Origin of the sequence: Streptomyces sp. NPDC047028 (assembly GCF_040644095.1) — a bacterium.
In the GTDB taxonomy this organism is placed as follows: Bacteria; Actinomycetota; Actinomycetes; order Streptomycetales; family Streptomycetaceae; genus Streptomyces.
Genome location: NZ_JBEYVS010000057.1, coordinates 17,858 through 35,596, shown reverse-complemented (window position 1 = coordinate 35,596; position 17,739 = coordinate 17,858). Strand labels below are relative to the sequence as shown.

At 71.3% G+C, this 17,739-nt stretch carries 11 protein-coding genes, 5 pseudogenes and 2 riboswitches; of the genes and pseudogenes, 8 read left to right on the top strand and 8 right to left on the bottom strand.

Annotated elements, in window-relative coordinates:
* Positions 1–214 precede the first annotated feature (214 nt).
* Positions 215–415 (top strand): annotated as a pseudogene (locus ABZ854_RS33240) (hypothetical protein); the annotation flags it as partial.
* 64 nt (positions 416–479) lie between these two features.
* On the opposite strand, the gene ABZ854_RS33235 reads toward ABZ854_RS33240, so the two are convergent.
* Complete coding sequence (locus ABZ854_RS33235) at positions 480–935, bottom strand: transcriptional repressor (RefSeq protein WP_361218574.1); 456 nt, start codon at positions 933–935, stop codon at positions 480–482.
* Positions 936–1,108: 173 nt separating this feature from the next.
* Between ABZ854_RS33235 and ABZ854_RS33230 the strand changes: the two are divergent.
* Positions 1,109–1,304: pseudogene (locus ABZ854_RS33230) on the top strand (superoxide dismutase); the annotation flags it as partial.
* A 133-nt stretch (positions 1,305–1,437) separates the two neighbouring features.
* A riboswitch (cobalamin riboswitch) is annotated at positions 1,438–1,623 on the top strand.
* A 51-nt stretch (positions 1,624–1,674) separates the two neighbouring features.
* Here ABZ854_RS33230 and ABZ854_RS33225 read toward each other — a convergent pair.
* The 4 genes and pseudogenes from ABZ854_RS33225 to ABZ854_RS33210 all read right to left on the bottom strand — a co-directional run.
* Positions 1,675–1,812: pseudogene (locus tag ABZ854_RS33225) on the bottom strand (histidine phosphatase family protein); the annotation flags it as partial.
* A gap of 176 nt (positions 1,813–1,988) precedes the next feature.
* Positions 1,989–4,301 (bottom strand): 5-methyltetrahydropteroyltriglutamate--homocysteine S-methyltransferase, encoded by a 2,313-nt coding sequence (metE, locus tag ABZ854_RS33220; protein WP_361218571.1) that lies wholly within the window; start codon positions 4,299–4,301, stop codon positions 1,989–1,991.
* Between the two features lie 152 nt (positions 4,302–4,453).
* Positions 4,454–4,683: riboswitch (cobalamin riboswitch) on the bottom strand.
* A 191-nt stretch (positions 4,684–4,874) separates the two neighbouring features.
* Positions 4,875–5,480: pseudogene (locus ABZ854_RS33215) on the bottom strand (3-hydroxybutyryl-CoA dehydrogenase); the annotation flags it as partial.
* Positions 5,477–5,854: pseudogene (locus tag ABZ854_RS33210) on the bottom strand (malate synthase A); the annotation flags it as partial. The pseudogenes ABZ854_RS33210 and ABZ854_RS33215, both read right to left, overlap by 4 nt.
* On the opposite strand from ABZ854_RS33210, the gene ABZ854_RS33205 reads away from it, so the two are divergent.
* Positions 5,795–6,013 (top strand): hypothetical protein, encoded by a 219-nt coding sequence (locus ABZ854_RS33205; protein ID WP_361218582.1) that lies wholly within the window; start codon positions 5,795–5,797, stop codon positions 6,011–6,013. The pseudogene ABZ854_RS33210 and the gene ABZ854_RS33205 overlap by 60 nt on opposite strands.
* A gap of 357 nt (positions 6,014–6,370) precedes the next feature.
* Here the strand turns inward: ABZ854_RS33205 and ABZ854_RS33200 are convergent, their stop codons facing one another.
* Positions 6,371–7,540, bottom strand: a complete 1,170-nt coding sequence (locus ABZ854_RS33200; protein ID WP_361218568.1) for a CopD family protein — start codon at positions 7,538–7,540, stop codon at positions 6,371–6,373.
* A gap of 190 nt (positions 7,541–7,730) precedes the next feature.
* On the opposite strand from ABZ854_RS33200, the gene efeU reads away from it, so the two are divergent.
* The 4 genes from efeU to ABZ854_RS33180 all read left to right on the top strand — a co-directional run bounded on the left by efeU (position 7,731) and on the right by ABZ854_RS33180 (position 12,819).
* Entirely contained in the window at positions 7,731–8,588 is an 858-nt protein-coding gene (gene efeU / locus ABZ854_RS33195; RefSeq protein ID WP_361218566.1) for an iron uptake transporter permease EfeU, read from the top strand.
* A 127-nt stretch (positions 8,589–8,715) separates the two neighbouring features.
* Positions 8,716–9,861 carry an iron uptake system protein EfeO gene (gene efeO, locus ABZ854_RS33190; RefSeq protein ID WP_361218564.1) on the top strand — a complete coding sequence of 382 codons (1,146 nt, stop codon included), beginning with the start codon at positions 8,716–8,718 and terminating at the stop codon, positions 9,859–9,861.
* On the top strand, positions 9,861–11,114 hold the full coding sequence (gene efeB / locus ABZ854_RS33185; protein WP_361218561.1) for an iron uptake transporter deferrochelatase/peroxidase subunit: 1,254 nt from the start codon (positions 9,861–9,863) through the stop codon (positions 11,112–11,114). Before efeO ends, efeB begins: the two co-directional genes overlap by 1 nt.
* 451 nt (positions 11,115–11,565) lie before the next feature.
* Positions 11,566–12,819: a SpoIIE family protein phosphatase gene (locus ABZ854_RS33180; RefSeq protein WP_361218580.1), complete on the top strand. Its 1,254-nt coding sequence runs from the start codon at positions 11,566–11,568 to the stop codon at positions 12,817–12,819.
* 67 nt (positions 12,820–12,886) lie between these two features.
* On the opposite strand, the gene ABZ854_RS33175 is transcribed toward ABZ854_RS33180, so the two are convergent.
* On the bottom strand, positions 12,887–13,933 hold the full coding sequence (locus ABZ854_RS33175; protein WP_361218558.1) for a YncE family protein: 1,047 nt from the start codon (positions 13,931–13,933) through the stop codon (positions 12,887–12,889).
* Between the two features lie 157 nt (positions 13,934–14,090).
* Positions 14,091–15,983, bottom strand: a complete 1,893-nt coding sequence (locus ABZ854_RS33170; RefSeq protein WP_361218555.1) for a hypothetical protein — start codon at positions 15,981–15,983, stop codon at positions 14,091–14,093.
* Between the two features lie 216 nt (positions 15,984–16,199).
* On the opposite strand from ABZ854_RS33170, the gene fes reads away from it, so the two are divergent.
* A complete protein-coding gene (gene fes, locus ABZ854_RS33165) occupies positions 16,200–17,495 on the top strand; it encodes an enterochelin esterase (RefSeq protein WP_361218552.1) in 1,296 nt (431 codons plus the stop codon).
* Positions 17,496–17,739 lie beyond the last annotated feature (244 nt).

Sequence of the window (17,739 nt, the reverse complement as noted above, 5' to 3'; positions counted from 1 at the left end):
GCAGCAGACTAACCACCCCCCCACAAGAATCACCGGACAAAGAGACAGGCTCTAGCACCGCCGGCGGCGCCGCTCCACGGCGGAGCGGCGCCGCCGGCGTATTCATGCCTACGGGTGGCGGCGGAGCGTCCAGACGAATCTCCTCGCCGTCCCTGCCCCGTACGACCTGCGTCTGCGACGAGCCCACCGGCAGGATTGTCCCGAGCCCGGCGAGATCAAGCACGTCCAGGCGGACCTGGCGGCCCACAGAGACCAAGAGCGTGCCACTACCCGCATCCTCGGCTCCCGCCAGGAAACGTACTGCGAACTCGACGGGCGATCGGTCCGGGAGGAGATGGAGACGGCACACAAACGGATCGTGGTTCCGGCGAAGAACACCGACACCCGCGAGCACGACATCTTCGCCTCCGACAACCGAGGGAAGCTGGAGGGTGACAGCGTCGGTTCCCACGGCAGCGTCCCGCACCCGTGACAAGAACTCACTTCTGGCTGCAGTGGGCACACCGGCCGTAGAGCAGCAGCGAGCCCGCCGCGCCGGTACGCACACCGCTCAGCTCGGTGATCCGCTCCACGGCTATCCTCATGTGATCGATCGCAAGGTCCCGGACGCGACCGCACTCCTCGCACACCGTGTGGTGGTGCGGTTCGGAACTGACGCCGTAGCGCTTCGGGCCGGGGCCGTGCACAGCGTGCGCCACGCCCACGTCCGTGAAGGTCTCCAGGGTCCGGCAGACGGTCGCCTGATCGAAGGGCAGCCCCCGGCCCCGCAGTTCACCGCCGAGCTCCGCGGAGGAGAGGTGCTCCCCGGAGGCTGACAGCAACCTCAGTCTGCACAGTCGGCTGGGAGTGCAGCGAAGGCCGTGGCGCCACAGCTGCAACGAGAGTTCCGGAGTCGCTGCCGCGTCCTGGTGTGCCGGCGGCGGGGTCATGGTCATGTGCCTGCATTTCTTGCCGCCATCGAGGAGTCCGGGTCACGAACTTCCCTCAGCTGACTGGCGCGACATGAGGGAGGGGTCCTAGCCAGGTCTAACGCCTGATCGCAAGGTACCGTTCTTACTGCTAGCGTGCAGCTGCATATTATTCGTAATAGCGTCGGAGGACGTTGGACGTGGCGCTCTACACGCTCCCGGTACTTCCGTACGACTACTCGGTGCTCGCCCCGGTCATCAGCCCGGAGATCATCGAGCTGCACCACGACAAGCACCACGCGGCGTACGTGAAGGGTGCGAACGACACCCTGGAGCAGTTGGCCGAGGCGCGGGACATAGGAGTCGTGGGGCCCGATCAACGGCCTGGAGGAGAACCACACGTCACTGAGATGTCCTGCTCGTGATCGTCTTCTCACCCTTCACTGGGCAGGCGCACCACGAAGGGCTCCCGCGAGCACACAGCTCGCGGAGCCCTTCCGTGTAACGGCCGGATGACGGGCCGACCTCGCTCGATGAGATTATGACCGGTGACAACAGGCGACGGCGGTTCGAGGAAGCCGGTGAGAATCCGGCGTGGTCCCGCCACTGTGACCAGTGAGCTGGTTCCGGCAGGCCACCGCCCGGACAGGGTGGGAAGGCGGGGCGAGCGGCGAGCCGGGAGCCAGGAGACTCACGCGGTCACCTCCTCGACGAACACCGGGGCGGATCTCCCCGGGAGGGGAGCGGTGCGCCATGCCGTAGACGCCGCAGGCGCGGGCAGTGAGCCGGCGGCCTCACGGGCGCGGGCCGCGCCGATGTCGTCGGCGGAGTCGCCGTCGTAGAAGCGGGCTTGCCGCAGCGACGGGCACATGGCGGGCGAGACGAAGGCAACGCGGCTGGTCACGTGGCTGCTCCTCCTGGCGGGTGCGTGGGGTGCCATCATGCAGGGCGCCCTGGACCGCCTGGCCGGTGCTGACGGCCGAGTAGGGACACTCGGCCGTCAGCGTTCTGCCCGGCGAACTCATCAGGGTCGGGGCCCTTGCCCGTGGCGCCCCGGTCCGAAGCGTGGTCCGGTCAGGGTCAGGAGGCGGGCAGCTCCCCGCGGACGGTACGGGCGGCGGCGACCAGGTTTTCCAGGGAAGCGCGGGTCTCGGGCCAGCCGCGGGTCTTCAGGCCGCAGTCGGGGTTGACCCAGAGCCGTTCGGCGGGGATGGCCTTGAGACCGGTGCGCAGCAGGTCCGCCACCTCCTCGGCGCTCGGCACGCGAGGCGAGTGGATGTCGTACACACCGGGGCCGGCTTCGCGCGGGTAGCCGTGGGCGGCGAGTTCGCGGGCGACCTGCATGTGGGAGCGGGCAGCCTCCAGACTGATGACGTCGGCGTCGAGGTCGTCGATCGCTTGGACGATGTCGCCGAACTCGGCGTAGCACATGTGGGTGTGGATCTGGGTGTCCGGGCGGACCCCACTGGTGGTGAGGCGGAAGACTTCGGTCGCCCAGGCCAGGTACTCAGCCCGGTCGGCGGCGCGCAGGGGGAGGGTCTCACGCAGTGCGGGTTCATCCACCTGGATCACCGAAGTCCCGTCCGCTTCCAGGTCATTGACCTCGTCGCGCAGGGCGAGGGCGAGCTGGCGGGCGGTGTCGGTGAGAGGCTGGTCGTCGCGGACGAAGGACCAGGCGAGCATGGTGACCGGGCCGGTGAGCATGCCCTTGACCGGTCGGTCGGTGAGGCACTGGGCGTACGCGGTCCAGCGCACGGTCATCGGCTCCGGCCGGGAGATGTCACCGGCCAGGATCGGTGGGCGGACGTAGCGGGTGCCGTAGGACTGGACCCAGCCGTGCTGGGTGGCGAGGTAGCCGGTGAGCTGCTCGGCGAAGTACTGGACCATGTCGTTGCGTTCGGCCTCGCCGTGCACGAGGACGTCCAGGCCGGTCTTCTCCTGGAAGGTGATCACCTCGTGGATCTCCGCCTTGATCCGTTCCTCGTAGCCGGTCATGTCGATGCGGCCGGCGCGCAGGTCGGCGCGTGCCGCGCGCAGCTCGCCGGTCTGCGGGAAGGACCCGATGGTCGTGGTCGGGAGGAGGGGCAGGCGGAGGTGGGCGCGCTGGGCCGCGGTGCGTTCGCCGTAGGGCTGGGAGCGGCGGGCGTCGGCGTCGGTGACCGCGGCGGCGCGGGAGCGCACGGCCTCGTCGTGGGTGATGGGCGAGCCCGCTCGGGAGGCGAGGTCGGCACGGTTGGCGGCCAGTTCGGCGGTGATCGTGCCGGTGCCCTGGGAGAGGCCCCTGGCGAGGGTGACGACCTCGCGCGTCTTCTGCTTTGCGAAGGCGAGCCAGCGCAGGATCTGCGGCTCGATGTCCCGTTCCGCGGTGGCGTCGAGCGGGACGTGCAGCAGGGAGCAGGATGCGGAGACGTCGACGCGGTCGGCCAGTCCGAGCAGGGTGCCCAGCGTGGACAGGGATGTGGCCAGGTCGTTGACCCAGATGTTGCGGCCGTTGACGACGCCGGCCACCAGGCGCTTGCCGGGCAGGCCGCCGACGGCGGCGAGGTCGTCCAGGTTGGCGGCGGCGGCCTCGGTGAAGTCCAGGGCCAGGCCGTCGACCGGGGCTTTGGCGAGTACCGGCAGGGCATCGCCGAGCCGGTCGAAGTAGGACGCGACCAGCAGCTTGGGCCGGTCGGTGAGGGCGCCGAGGTCACGGTAGGCGCGGGTGACGGCGTTGAGTTCGGCCGGGGTGCGGTCCTGGACGAGGGCGGGCTCGTCCAGCTGGGCCCACGCTGCGCCCGCGGCGCGGAGGTCGGCGAGGACTTCGGCGTACACCGGCAGCAGGCGGTCCAGCAGGGTGAGCGGCTCGAAGCCGGCCGGTACGCCGGGTGCGGGCTTGGCCAGGAGGAGGTAGGTGACCGGACCGACCAGCACCGGCCGGGCGGTGAGTCCCAGTGCCAGGGCTTCCTTGAGCTCGGTGACCTGCTTGGTTGCGTCGGCGGCGAACACGGTGTCGGGGCCGAGTTCGGGGACCAGGTAGTGGTAGTTGGTGTCGAACCACTTGGTCATCTCCAGCGGTGCGACGTCCTGTGTTCCGCGGGCCATGGCGAAGTAGCCGTCGAGCGGATCGGCGGCCACCGCGTCCCGATGGCGTGCGGGGATCGCGCCGACCATGACGCTGGTGTCCAGGACATGGTCGTAGTACGAGAAGTCGCCGGTGGGCACCTCGTGGATGCCGGCCTCGGAGAGCTGCTGCCAGTTCGTACGGCGCAGGTCGGCGGCGGTGGCACGGAGGGCGTCAGCGGTGACGCGGCCCTTCCAGTAGCCCTCGATCGCCTTCTTCAGTTCCCGGCCCTGTCCCTGGCGGGGGTAGCCGTACACGGTGGCCCGTGCTGCCGCGGGCTTGGTGGTCACGGAGATCTCCTTCGCGAGATGAATCCCTGAGATCCCGGAGAGGGGACGAGAGCGCGAAGGAACAACATGCCGGACGGTGTCGGCCGACGGCCGTCCGTTCGGTGTGTTCGCCGACCCGCCCTCGAGGTCACCGGGATGTCCGCGCACGAGTGGTTCGCACACGGGCAGTTGGCAGGTCTTCGGACTCGCGGGCACGCCTCGTCGTACGAAGTCGTACGAGACACCTACTGGCCGTCGCTTCCCAGGCCCTCCTCGGACCCAGTGCGTATGACGGCGGTCGTTCCCGCTCACCGCTGCGGGGCAGTCCCGGATTCCCACCGGGTTCCCTCTTACGACGCATCCCGCCTGGCGGACGGGGCGAACCAGCTGCACCGGCCAGCCTACGGGGTCAACGTCAGAGAAGAGAGCGGGACGTCCGTCATCTGGACGGTGAGGCGGCCCACATCGCGCCGTGCGGTCCACAGGGTGGGAAGCCCGCCGCACGCGCGCTTCCCGCCCTTCCCCTGTCACGCCGCGTGGGGACCTTCATCCCTGCGGCGGTGCGGGCCCCTCAGCCCGCGTCCTACCAGGTCCTCAGCCCCGGTCGTGGCTGTGGAACCCCCGGCCGGTCTTCCTGCCGAGCAGTCCCGCCTCCACCATCCGCTGGAGCAGCGGCGGCGGAGCGTAGAGCGGCTCCCTGAACTCGTCGTCAAGCGATTCGGCGATCGAGGCGACGGTGTCCAACCCGATCAGATCAGTGAGCCTCGGTGGGCCCATCGGGTGAGCGCAGCCCAGCTCCATGCCCGTGTCGATGTCGGCGGCCGTGGCGAAGCCGGACTCCGCCATGCGGATCGCCGACAGAACGTAGGGGATGAGCAGCGCGTTGACGACGAAGCCGGCCCGGTCCCGGGACCGGATGACGGTTTTGCCGAGCACGCGGGCCGCGAAGTCCTCGACCGCGGCGGTCGTGTCGGCCGATGTGTGCAGCGAGGTCACGACCTCGACCAGGGGCAGCACGGGGACGGGGTTGAAGAAGTGCAGTCCCACGACCCTGTCCGCGCGGCTTGTCGCCATGCCGAGCCGCATGATCGGGAGGGACAAGGTATTGCTGGCGAGGACGGCGGCGGGATCCTCGACGATCTCGTCGAGAGCGGCGAACACCTCCGTCTTGGCGTCCGTGTTCTCCACGACGGCTTCCAGGTGGGTGCGGTGGCGTCCTCGAAGTCGGCCATCCAGACCTTGGCCCCGGAGTTGAGGGCGTTGACCGTCATCCGGCGGTCCGGAGGGCCGGTGATCTCGACGCGGCGGTCGGTCAGCCCGGGTGCCGGTGGTGCGACTCGCCAGGACGGGTCGGCACGGATGGCGGTGGTGACGATCGGGAAGTCGAGGGGGGAGCCCGATGCCAGGCGCAGGACCTGCCGGCGGCGCTCTCTCATCAGGTCGTTCCGGCGGGTGCCGAAGGCTGCGGCCAGGCGGCCCAGGAAGTCCAGGGCGGCGGGCGTGAGAATCTCGTCGTGACGGTCGCCCAGGTCAGCGAGAACGCGGACGTGGTGGGTCAGGGCACTGGTGGACACAGCTTCTCCCAGGGTCTCCGGCTCGGCCGCTGCCACCGCGTCGAGGGTGCGGCCTCGCCAGCGGCCCACGTCCAGGCCGCCCAGCTCCGGTGTCTCCACGCCGTCGAAGCCCGCACGCGGCCGCCGTCTCCCGGCAACGCGCACTCGGCGACACGATGACATGTGCGGGGATGGGCAGTGATCCCGCCGCCGCATGTGCGCCCGCCGCCCGATGCCGTCGACCGAGTCGCCGTCGTAGAAGCGGGCCTGCCGCAGCGACGGGCTCGTGGCGGGCGAGACGAGGGTGACGCGGCTGGCGACGAGGTTGCTCCTGCGGTCGGTGTCATGGGCGTGCTGGCCCGCCCCGCGAGCGGCACGCACGTACGCCGGTCCGGGGCGATGGCCGTGAGTCGATGTTCCGCGAACGTAGCATCCACGCAAGGGCGGCTGTCCGCGATTCTCGCCCTGCCGGTGCAGGCATGATGCCGGACGAGCGTCGGGTGCCGCCCGCGATCGATCGTGCGAGGGCTCCGTGTGTCAGGCGGGGTCGGGAGTGGGTGTCCGGCGTGAGAGGGCGTCGGACGCGCGGGCCGTGGCGTAGAGGGAGACGGCGAGGGCGAGGGCGAGTGCCAGGCCCGCGGTGTAGACGCCCGCGGAGGGTTCGGCCGGGGCGCCGCCGGCTTCCTTGCGGGCGGAGCCGCTGAGGAAGGGGACGACGACGAGGACGGCCAGGCCGAGGGCGACTTCTCCCCAGACGACCTTGGGGAAGTGCCGGAGTGTCAGGTGGAGCAGGGAGGCGTTCTCGCCGGTTCGGCGGGCCTGGGCCATGCGGGGCATGAGCCAGAACTGGTTGAAGGCGCCCGCGGTGACCATGCCGAGGACGAGGTTGATCTTCACGAGCAGGGCGAGGCCGTAGCCGGTCGTCCACAACTGGCTGACGGCGCCGACGTGCTTCCAGCTCATCCACAGGCCGGAGACGACGACGGCGGCGACGCAGATCATCGCGACGAGGCTGAAGCGGCGCCACAGGTCGGCCCAGAGCAGGCCCGCGTCCGGGCTCAGACGGCGGCGGGCGCCGGCGAGGACGCTGAGGAGGGCCAGGCCGCCGAGCCAGACGGTGCCGCTGATGATGTGGGTCTGGGTCAGGACCAGGTCCAGCACCTCGTCGGCCTTGAGCGGGACGGTGGCCGGGACCGCGCCGATCAGTGTCACCGCGAGGGCGAGGGGCAGAGCGGTGAGGGCCACGGGGTCGACGCGGCGGCGGGCGGCGCGTGTGAACAGGGTCATGAGGAGGATCGCGGTCGCCAGGAGGACGAGGTTCTGCACCAGGAAGAGGGTGCCCTGTGCGATCCAGGTGCCGTCGTCGGCGGGGGCTCTGAGGAACTGCCATATGGGTCTTGGCGCGAGGGCGTGGCCGAACGGCATTCCTCGGCCGTTGCGGGCCACCCGAGCGGCGAGCTGGAAGTATCCGGCCACCAGGAGAACCACGCCGGACCAGGCGAACCAGACCGACGAGCGGTGACGCAGCAGGGAGGCGTCGTCGGTGTCCGGTGTCCTCCTGAGCGTGGGGCGGACCGTGGTCGCATAGGTGACGAGGCCGCCGATGGTCCCGCTCAGGCCGAGGAAGTAGCCCGTCTTGGTCAGGGCTCGCCAGGTGGTGGGCAGCGTGTATCCGGCCGTGTCCGCGGCCAGCAGAAGGGTGCTCATGAAGGTGAGGCTAACCTAAGTTCTATCCAGGCCGTACACCCTCATGGAGTGTCTGGGGGGGGGCGATCTCGCATCATTCGGGCCGGAAGGTTCATCGCATTGCCATATCTTTAGGTAAGGCTAACCTTAGCTTGTATGCGGGGGGCTTAATCTCGAACCGGTTCGACCGCTGCCCGGAAGGAATGTCCCCGTGATCCCCACTCTTGTGATCGGCTTGAGAGAGGGCCTTGAGGCGTCGCTCATCGTCGGCATCATCGCGGCGTTCCTGGGCAGCAGCGGCCGCCGTGACGCGCTGCGACAGGTGTGGATCGGCGTCGCGGCCGCGGTCGTTCTCTGTCTGCTGATCGGGGTCGGGCTGATCACGCTCTCCCGTGAACTGCCGCAGCGCCAACAGGAGGCGCTGGAGACCGTGATCGGCGCGTTCGCCGTCGTCATGGTCACCTTCATGATCCTCTGGATGAACCGGCACGCCCGGGGCATGAAGAAGGAACTGGAGACCCAGACCGCCCACGCTCTGGCCCAGGGGTCCGCGCGCGCCCTGGTGGCCATGGCCTTCCTCGCGGTGCTGCGGGAGGGCTTCGAGACGGCGGTGTTCCTCATCTCCGTCATCCAGAACAGCACCAGCGTCGCGAGCGGCACCACCGGTGCGCTGATCGGCATCCTGATCGCGGTCGTGGTCGGATACGGCATCTACCGCGGCGGAGTCCGCCTCAACCTCGGCCGGTTCTTCAAGATCACCGGTCTGGTCCTGGTCCTGGTCGCGGCGGGACTGACGATGACGGTCATGCACACCGCCCACGAGGCGGGGTGGCTGAACGCCGGTCAGGCACAGGCCCTGGACCTGAACTGGCTGGTGCGTCCGGGCACCGTGCTGTCCTCCCTGCTCACCGGCGTGCTGGGCGTGCAGCCGCGGCCGGTCGTCGCCGAAGTGACGGCCTGGCTGGTGTACGCGGTGCCGATGTTCGCCTACATCGCCTGGCCGCGCCGGGGTTCCCGGCGCCCGGCCCAGGGCGCTCCCGTGGCCGCCGAGATCACCGGACACGCCTGACGGTCCGGCCGTCCGGCGGGGCCGTCCGCCCCACCCCCGGTCACTTTTCCCCTTTCCCCTTTCCCCCGAACGACCCCCTACCCCCGGGTCCTTCTGAATCACCTCTAGCTCGAGGGAGCACTGTCCCATGCACAGATCCATCACGCCACGCGTCCTGCGAGTCACCGGTGTGCTCGCCGTCGCCGGACTCGTCGCCACTGGATGCGCCAAGAACAAGACGGACAGTGCCCCCGCCGGCGCCGCCAAGGTCTCCGTCGAACTCGACGACAACGGCTGCCACGTCTCCCCGAAGTCCGTGGCCGCGGGGCCCGTGACCTTCACGGTGAAGAACACCCACGCCAACAAGGTCTCCGAGGCCGAACTGCTGCGCGACGACATCATCATGGGGGAGAAGGAGAACCTCTCCCCGGGCCTGTCCGGCACCTTCTCGCTGCACCTGGACGGCGGCAAGTACCAGGTGTACTGCCCGAACGCCAAGACGGAGAAGACCGCCTTCACGGTCAGCGGATCGGCGGGCAAGGCCTCGCAGGACCCCGCGGTCAAGGCCGATCTGGAACAGGCCGTCAGCGGCTACAAGACCTATGTCATCGGCGAGGTCGACAAGCTGGTGCCGGCCACGAAGAAGTTCACCGACGCGGTCCGCTCCGGCGACATCGCGAAGGCCGAGCAGGCGTTCGCGCCCGCCCGTTACTACTACGAGGAGGTCGAACCGGTCGCGGAGAGCTTCGGCGACCTCGACCCGGACATCGACGCCCGCGTCAACGACGTCACCGACCAGTCCAAGTGGACCGGCTTCCACCGCCTGGAGAAGGCGCTGTGGCAGGACAAGTCGCTGAAGGGCACGGCCCCGCTCGCCGACAAGCTCGACGCCGACGTGGCCCGGCTCAAGACGCTGGTGGCCAAGACCTCCTACCAGCCGGCCCAGCTCGCCAACGGTGCCACCGATCTGCTCAACGAGGTCGCCTCCAGCAAGATCACCGGCGAGGAGGACCGCTACAGCCACACCGACCTGTCCGACTTCGAGGCCAACGTCGTCGGTGGCGAGAAGGCGTTCGACCTGCTCAAGCCCGCGCTGGAGAAGATCGACCCGAAGCTGGCGGACAAGGTCACGCAGCAGTACGGCCAGGTGCTCGACGCGCTCAAGCCGTACAAGAAGGGCAGCGGATACGTGGACTACTCCACGGTCGGCACGGCCAAGCGGCGCGTGCTCACCCAGAAGGTCGACGGCCTCGCCGAACCCTTGTCCCAGGTCGCCGCGAAGGTGAACAGCTGATGGCCGAGCGCCACCACTCCCGCCGAGGGCTCTTCGCCCTCGGCGGGGCGGCCCTGGCCGGCGGGGCGGCGTCGGCCACCCTGACCGGCTGCCGGCACGAGTCCTCCTCCGCCCCGCCCGCGGACCGGGTGCCGTTCTACGGCACCCGCCAGGCCGGCATCGCCACCCCGACCCAGAACCGGCTCGCCTTCGCCGCCTACGACCTGACGGTCGACGCAAGCGTCAAGGAGAACAGGGCCGCACTGAAGGCACTGCTCAAGACCTGGACCGCGGCGGCGGCGGCGATGACCCAGGGCCACCCGGTGCCGGGCGTCAACACCAACCTCGGCGCCCCGCCGGCCGACACGGGCGAGGCCCACGGACTGGCCCCCGCCAACCTCACCATCACCTTCGGTCTCGGCCCGTCCCTGTTCGATCACCGGTTCGGACTCGCCGACCGTCGCCCGGCCGCGCTGGAGGACCTCCCACACCTCCCCCCGGCCGAACTGGACCCGGACCGCAGCGACGGCGACCTCGCGATCCAGGCCTGCGCTGACGATCCCCTCGTCGCCTTCCACGCCATCCGCAACCTGGCCCGGATCGGCCGGGACACCGTGGTTATGCGCTGGTCCCAGCTCGGCTTCGGAAAGGCCGCCTCCAACGGCGCCGACCAGGAGACCCCGCGCAACCTGATGGGCTTCAAGGACGGCACCCGCAACATTCCGGGCCACGACACCGACCTGATGGACGAGCACGTGTGGGTCGGCAAGGAGACCGACCAGGCGTGGATGCGCGGCGGCAGCTACCTGGTGGCCCGGCGCATCCAGATGCGGATCGAAGGATGGGACCGCGACTACCTCGCCGACCAGCAGAAGGTGTTCGGCCGGCACAAGTACTCCGGAGCACCGCTGACGGGATCCAAGGAGTTCGACACCCCCGACTTCAAGGCCAAGGGCCCCGACGGCCTGCCGGTCATCCCGGCGACGGCACACATGCGGCTGGCGGCCCATGAGAACAACTCCGGCATCCGCATCCTGCGACGCGGCTACTCCTTCACCGACGGCATGATCCCGTCCAGCGGCGAACTGGACGCCGGTCTCTTCTTCATCGCCTTCCAGAAGGACCCCCGCAAGCAGTTCGTCGCGCTCCAGCGCAGACTCGCCACGCACGACGCGCTCAACGAGTACATCCAGCACGTCGGTTCCGGACTCTTCGCCTGCCCGCCCGGCCCCGAAGCCGCCGGTCACACCTGGGCAGAAGAGCTCCTCGCGTGAAATTCGCGCCCGCACCCCCCCGAGACGAGCCAAGTGCGTCGTCCAGCCTGCGGAAGGACCGCGAAGAGCTGTGCCGGTGCGTCTGCCGACGTCGGTGCGGCCTCCCCCCGCTGACGTTGCAGACGGAGCAGGACGAGCAGAGCTTGTCCGAGGTCGCTCAGCGGGCACCAGCCGCCATCGCCGCCCTACAGCCGACCGCGGACCTGGTCGCCGCCGACTTCCCCGCCCGGACACCGGCCCTACGACGACGTCTTTCCCGGACGACGTCCAGTTCACGAACCTCGATGGGGACGGCGGGACCGGCTTCCCGCGCATGGCCGGACCGGTGTCACCCACGTCCGGCTCGACCGGCTGAAGCCCGACTGCTTCGGGGTGCCGAACCCATCAGACACCCGTCCGGTGCATATGGTGCGAAGGAAGGTGATTCGGTACACGGACGCTGACGGGTGGCATCGTGAACGCAGACGGGATCGACTACGAGGCTGTCTTCCAGGCGTTGCCGAGCGCGGTGGCCCTGTTCACCACGGACCTGGTGTACGCCGACGTCAACGAGGCGTTCCTGAGCAGCATGGGCCGTACACGGGACGAGGTGGTGGGCCGCCACCTCGCCGACGCCTTCCCCGACGCTCCGGAGCACCGGGACGGGAATCCGGAGGGGGAGCAGGATTCTGAGGCGAGCGGCATGCGCAGGCTCGCCGCCTCACTGCGGTGGGTGGCGGACACCGGGCAGCGCGACGCCATGACCCTCCTGCGCTACGACGTGGAGCGCCCGGACCGGCCCGGCGTGTGGGAGGAGCGGTACTGGAGCCCGGTCAACGTCCCGGTTTCCGGCCCGGACGGGCGGGTGGCGCTGCTGCTGCACCGGGAGGAGGACATCACCGAACTCATCCGGGTCCGTGGCAGCCGTGGCCGCCGCACCGCTCTGGAGGCCGAGCTGTACACCCGGGCCCGGGAGCTCCAGGAGGTCAACGAGCGGCTGCGCGAGGCGCACGCCCGCGAGCGCGAGGTCGCCCTGAGCCTCCAGGAGTCGATGCTGCCCGTCGTCTCGCCCTTCCGGCGCCATCGCACGGCGGTGCGCTACCGGCCGGCGGTCGGCACGCTCAATGTCTGCGGGGACTGGTACGACCTCGTGGAGCTGTCCGACGACCGGCTCGCGGTGACCGTCGGCGACGTCGTCGGCCAGGGCCTGTCCGCCGCAGGGGTCATGGGCCGGCTGCGCAGCGCCCTCGGTGCCGCCTCCCTCGTCGCCGGGGACCCCGCCCACGTCCTGGACGCCCTCGACCTGTACGCCGGCTGCGTCGACGGAGCCCAGTCGACCACGGCGGTCCTGTGCGTCGTGGACCCGGCCCGCCGGACCATCGCGTACAGCAGCGCCGGTCACCTTCCGCCGGCCCTGCTGTACCCGGACGGCACCGTGGAGTTCCTGGACCGGGCCACCGATCCGCCGCTCGACGCCCGCCCGGACCCCGGTCCCCGCCCTCAGGCGGAGATCCCCTTTCCGGACGGGGCCACCCTGCTGCTCTACACCGACGGGCTGGTCGAACGCCGGCAGGAGGACATCGACGTCGGCCTGGCCCGGCTCGCCGGCTCCCTGGCCCGTCACCGGGGCGCCGGCCCCGAGACCCTGGCCGACGCCCTCCTCTCCGACCTGACCCCGCCCGGCGGCCCCACCGACGACACCGCACTGGTCGTCGTACGGTTGTGATCCGCCGGTGTCCCGGCCAGACCTGTGACATCGGGGCGGGCCGGGACACCGGGACGGGGTGGGTGGCTCAGCGGGCGAGGCGGACGCGGTACGCCTGGTCCTGGCCGGCGGGCCCGGAGCCGGACTTGTCCAGGACGTACGCCGTGCCGTGGTGCACGGTGACATGGTTGGGGTTGGCGGCGGTGGGCAGGGTCTCGACGACGGCCTTCCTGCGCGGGTCTACGACCGTGACGTTCGCGGCGGTGCGGTTGGCGACCAGCACCCGGCCGCTGCGCTCGTCGGCCGCCACGGAGAGCGCGCCGGCGCCCGTGGGAATCGTCGCGGTGACGGCCTTCTTGCGCAGGTCGACGACCGAGACGGCGCCCGCGGCCTGGTCGGCGGCGTAGGCGGTGCGGCCGTTGGCGGACAGGGCCACGGAGATCGGGCCGTCGCCCGCGGGGATGAACACCGGGTCCTTGGCGTACGGGGAGACCGCGATCAGGCGGTCGCCGTTGAGGTCGGCCGCGTACACGGTGCCGGTGCGCTCGTTCACGGCGAGCCCGGCCGGGCCGGCGCCCTCGACGGTGACGCGCTTCTTCTCCTTGAAGGTGCGGGTGTCGAAGGCGACGATGCTGCCGTCGCCGAATCCGCTGGCCCAGGCGAGGTTGTGACGCTCGTCCACGACCACCTCGCGGGCGTGGGCCACGTTCGGCAGGGTCGCGAGGTGGGCCCCGGTGCGCTGGCTGTAGACGGCCACCGAGTTGTTGCGGGTGTTCGTGGTCCACACCGTGTTGTGCTCGTCGTCCACGGCGACGCCGTAGACGGCTTCCACGGCGCCGGTGGCGGCGTCGGTCACCGGCGGGGTGTACGACTTCTTGACGGCCAGGGTCCTGGGGTCGACCTTGAGCAGCGCGGAGTTGGCGACCGGGCGTCCGGCGGAGGCGGTGGCCCACAGCACGTGGTTCCGCTCGGAGTACGCCGACTGGTAGAGGCCGGCGGCCAGGGGCGCCGAGGTGACGGCGGAGGCGTGGTGGGCGTGCCCGGTGTGGGCGGAGGCGCCGCCGGCGAAGGCCAGCACGCTGCCGGAGGCGAGTGCGGTGGCGACGGCGGCGGTACGGCGAATGCGGTGGGACATGCTGCTTGTGTCTCCTTGACGAGAGAGAGCCTTCCTCGGAGAGGAGGCGATGGCTTCAACTTAGCTTAGGCTTACCTAAGTTAATGGGTCTGTGGGTGTGCTGAGCGTCACAATTGACGTGCTGGAAAAGGGAATTGACGAGACGTCAGGCCGACTGTCAGGCGCTCTGGGGCGGACGCGTCGTGCGGCGGCGTACCACGAGCAACGTGGTGGCCGCGGCGCCCGCGGCGCCGCCGGCCGCGGCCGCCGCGGCGGACCAGGCGATGGTGGCGTACGAGACGTCCGCCCGCATCGGGGCCGCGACCGGTGCGGTGGCCGTCGTCGTCGCGTCGTCCGCCCCTGAGGACGGCGCCGTGCCCGTGACCGCGGCGGCGGTACCCGGTGCCGTCGCCGTGAAGTCCACCTTCAGGGTGGTGGGCGGGTCGGGGGCGAGGAAGCGCAGCCAGTGCGCGCCCGCGGAGGTGTCCGGGGGGATCGTCACGTCACCCTCGTAGGCGCCCTGGGCGTCGGTCTTCCACTGGCCGAGGATCGCGTCGTCGTCGAGCTTGATGGTGAGGGTCCGCCGTGCGGGGAACGCTGTCACCGTGAAGTGGAGCTTGCCGCCGGGCTGGACCTGGTCGGCGGTGATCCGTGCTGTCGCGCCCCGTGAGTCGGACGCGGCGGCCGGGGCGCCCGACGCGGCCGGAACCGGGGTGCCGCCGCCCGTCGTCGATCCGCCGCCCGCTGTCGATCCGCCGCCGGATCCGCCCGCCGTGCCGGAGCCGGACGTGCCGCCGGAGGTGACGGTGAAGTCGGCCCTGAGGCTGGTGGGCGGGTCGGGGGCGAGGAAGCGCAGCCAGTGCGCCCCGGAGGTGGTGCCCCGGGGGATCGTCACGCTCGCGGACAGCGAACCGTCCGCGGCGATGCCGCCGGGCCACTGCCCGATGATGGTGCTGTCGTCCAGCTTCACGGTGAGCTGACGGCCCGCCGGGAAGCCCGTGACGCGGAACGACACCTTGCCGCCGGCGGTCACGCTCGACCCCGCGGTGATGGTGACGGAGGCGCCCTGCGAGGTGTCCGACCCGCCGCCGGAGCCGTCACCGGAACTGCCGCCGGAGCCGCCGCCGGACCCGCCGGTCGATCCGCCACCCGATCCGCCGCCGGAACCGGAGTCATCGCCGCCGCCCGAGGAGTTGCCCCCATCGGTGGAGCCGCCTTCGCCTCCACCTCCGCCCGAGCCGCCGCCCGTGCCGGAAGAGGTCACGGTGAGGTCGGCCTTGAGGCTGGTGGGCGGGTCGGGGGCGAGGAAGCGCAGCCAATGGGCCCCGGCGGAGGTGCGCGCGGGCACGGTGACCGTCCCGGAGAAGGTGCCGTCGGCCCGCACCGCGCCCTTCCACTGCGCCAGGATGGCGGTGTCGTCCAGCTTGACGGTGACCGTCTGCCCCTTCCTGAACCCGGTCAGGGAGAAGGAGACCTTGCCGCCCGCCGCCACCTTGCCGCCGTGCGCCAGCTTCACCGCGGGGCGGGAGGCCGGGGTGCTCGGACCGGGCGTGGGGATGGGCTTCGGGGTCGGAGTGGGGGTTGGCGTGGGGATGGGCGACGGCGGGGGCGGCGCAGCCGGGGTCACGGTGAGATCCGCGCTGCGGACACTCGTCTGCGGGGCGAGGAAGCGCAGCCAGTGACCCGTGCCGGCGGCGGCGTCGGCCGGAACCGTCACCGAAGCGGACACACTTCCGTCGGCGCCGATGGCGAACTGCTTCAGCAGCGTCTTGTCGTCGAACTTGACGGTGAGGGTGGCTCCGGCCGGGAAACCGGTGGCCGTGAAGGACACCTCGCCGCCGGCCTCCACCGTCCCGGTGCCGAGGGTGACGGACGGCGCCGAGGCGTCCGCCGCGAGCGCCACCGCGTCCGGCGTGGGCGCCGCGTGGGCGCCCGTGGCCGTGAACGGCGCGACGAGGGTGGCCAGTCCGAGCGCGGCGCCGGCGCCGAGCGCCGCGGCGCGCGCGGCACGCCGTCCTTGGTCGCCCCGGCGCGCGGGCGGGGACGGTCGGGTGGGTCTTCCAGGGGGCATGGCAGTCGCTCCAGAACAGGGGGTGGGGACACGGGCGCGGTCCACGGGCGGGCACCCGGGCAGGACAACGGGTGCGCTGGGCCGGTGATTTTCGGCCACCCAGCGATTTTAGGTTAGCCTAACCTAAGTTATGATCCCGCGGTATGCCGGCGGACGACGTGACCTCACTGGGTACCGTGTCCCCGACCCGCCCGCCCCCCAACGGAGTTGCCCGCCATGACGTTCACCGCGCCGCCCGTGGGCGCACCGCACCACCCGCCCCGTCTCGGCCGCCCCGACCCGCTACCGCTGCTGGCCGAACCGGCGTTCACCGCGCCCGCGCCCGACGCTCTCGCGGAGTTCTGGGCGGAGGCGCGCAGGCGCGGCACCCCTCTGGTCGGTGACGATCCGCAGGGCACCCTCGATCACCGCGCCGTCACCTTCCTGTGGCGCGGTTCCGCACGCACCCGAGCCGTACAAGTGCTGCCGAACAAGCTCGGCGACCCGCGCGATCCAGCCGGCAACCTCATGCGCCGGGTGCCGGGGACTGACGTATGGCACTGGACGGTACGGCTGCGCGCGGACTGGCGCGGCACGTACGATCTCTTCGTGGACGAGGGCGGCGACGGAACCGCACCGGGCGACGGGCCCGCACCAGGTGATCCCGGCTACTGGCAGTGGCTGCGCGGCAATCGCCGCCGCGACCCCTTCAACTCCCGTACGCTGCCCAGGCGCTGGGGCGGCGAACCGGTGCCGTACGCCGAACTGCCGGACGCGCCGCGCGCGGTGGACTGGCAGGAGCGGCCCGGTGTGCCCAGGGGAACGGTCACCGAGCACGAGATCGCGAGCGACCGGCTCGGCGACCGCCGGCGCGTCTGGCTCTACGCGCCGCCCGGGGTTCACGGTCCCGTGGCCGCGACCCCGCCGGACGGACTGCCGGTGCTGGTGCTGCTGGACGGCGAGCACTGGCAGCCCCGGCTGGGCATCGCGCACCTGCTGGACAACCTCATCGCCGACGGCCGTATCCCGCCCGTGGCCGCGGTGCTGCCCGAGTCCGTGGACGCGAGCATCCGCTGGGCCCAACTGACCTGCCGCCCCGAGTTCGTGGGGTTCCTGGCGGACGAACTGCTCTGCTGGGCGGCGACGCGGCTCCCGTTGACCACGGACCCCGCGCGCACGGTCGTGGCCGGGCAGAGCCTCGGCGGGCTCACCGCCGCCTACGCCGCCCTGCACAGCCCGCACCGCTTCGGCAACGCACTCGTCCAGTCGGGCTCGTTCTGGTGGCCGGACGGCCCCGACGCGCAGTGGCTCACGGACAGGCTGGCGGCCGGCGGACGACAGCCGGTGCGGTTCTGGCTCTCCTTCGGGGAACAGGAGTGGGTGGCGCTGCCCGCGGCCCGCCGACTGCGCGACACCCTCGCCGCCACCGGCTACGACGACGCCGTCTACCATGAGTTCAACGGCGGCCACGACTACCTCTGCTGGCGCACCGAACTCGCCGACGGTCTCGTCGGCCTCCTCGGCGCCCCCTGAACACCCAGCCCACCGCCCGGCCCCCGTCGAGCCACCCCCGGTCACCACGCCTCTGCCGGCCCACCCGTGACCCCGCTCCCGAGCCACCCCGGCACCGCGCGCCCGCCCCCCGACCGACCACGCCCCATCGCCGAGCCGCTTCCCCATCGCCGAGCCGCCTCCCCAGGGCCGCTCGCCCGCTCACCCATCCGCGAACCCGCGCCGAGCCACCCCGGCGCCGCGCGCCCGCCCGTGCGTCGGCCGG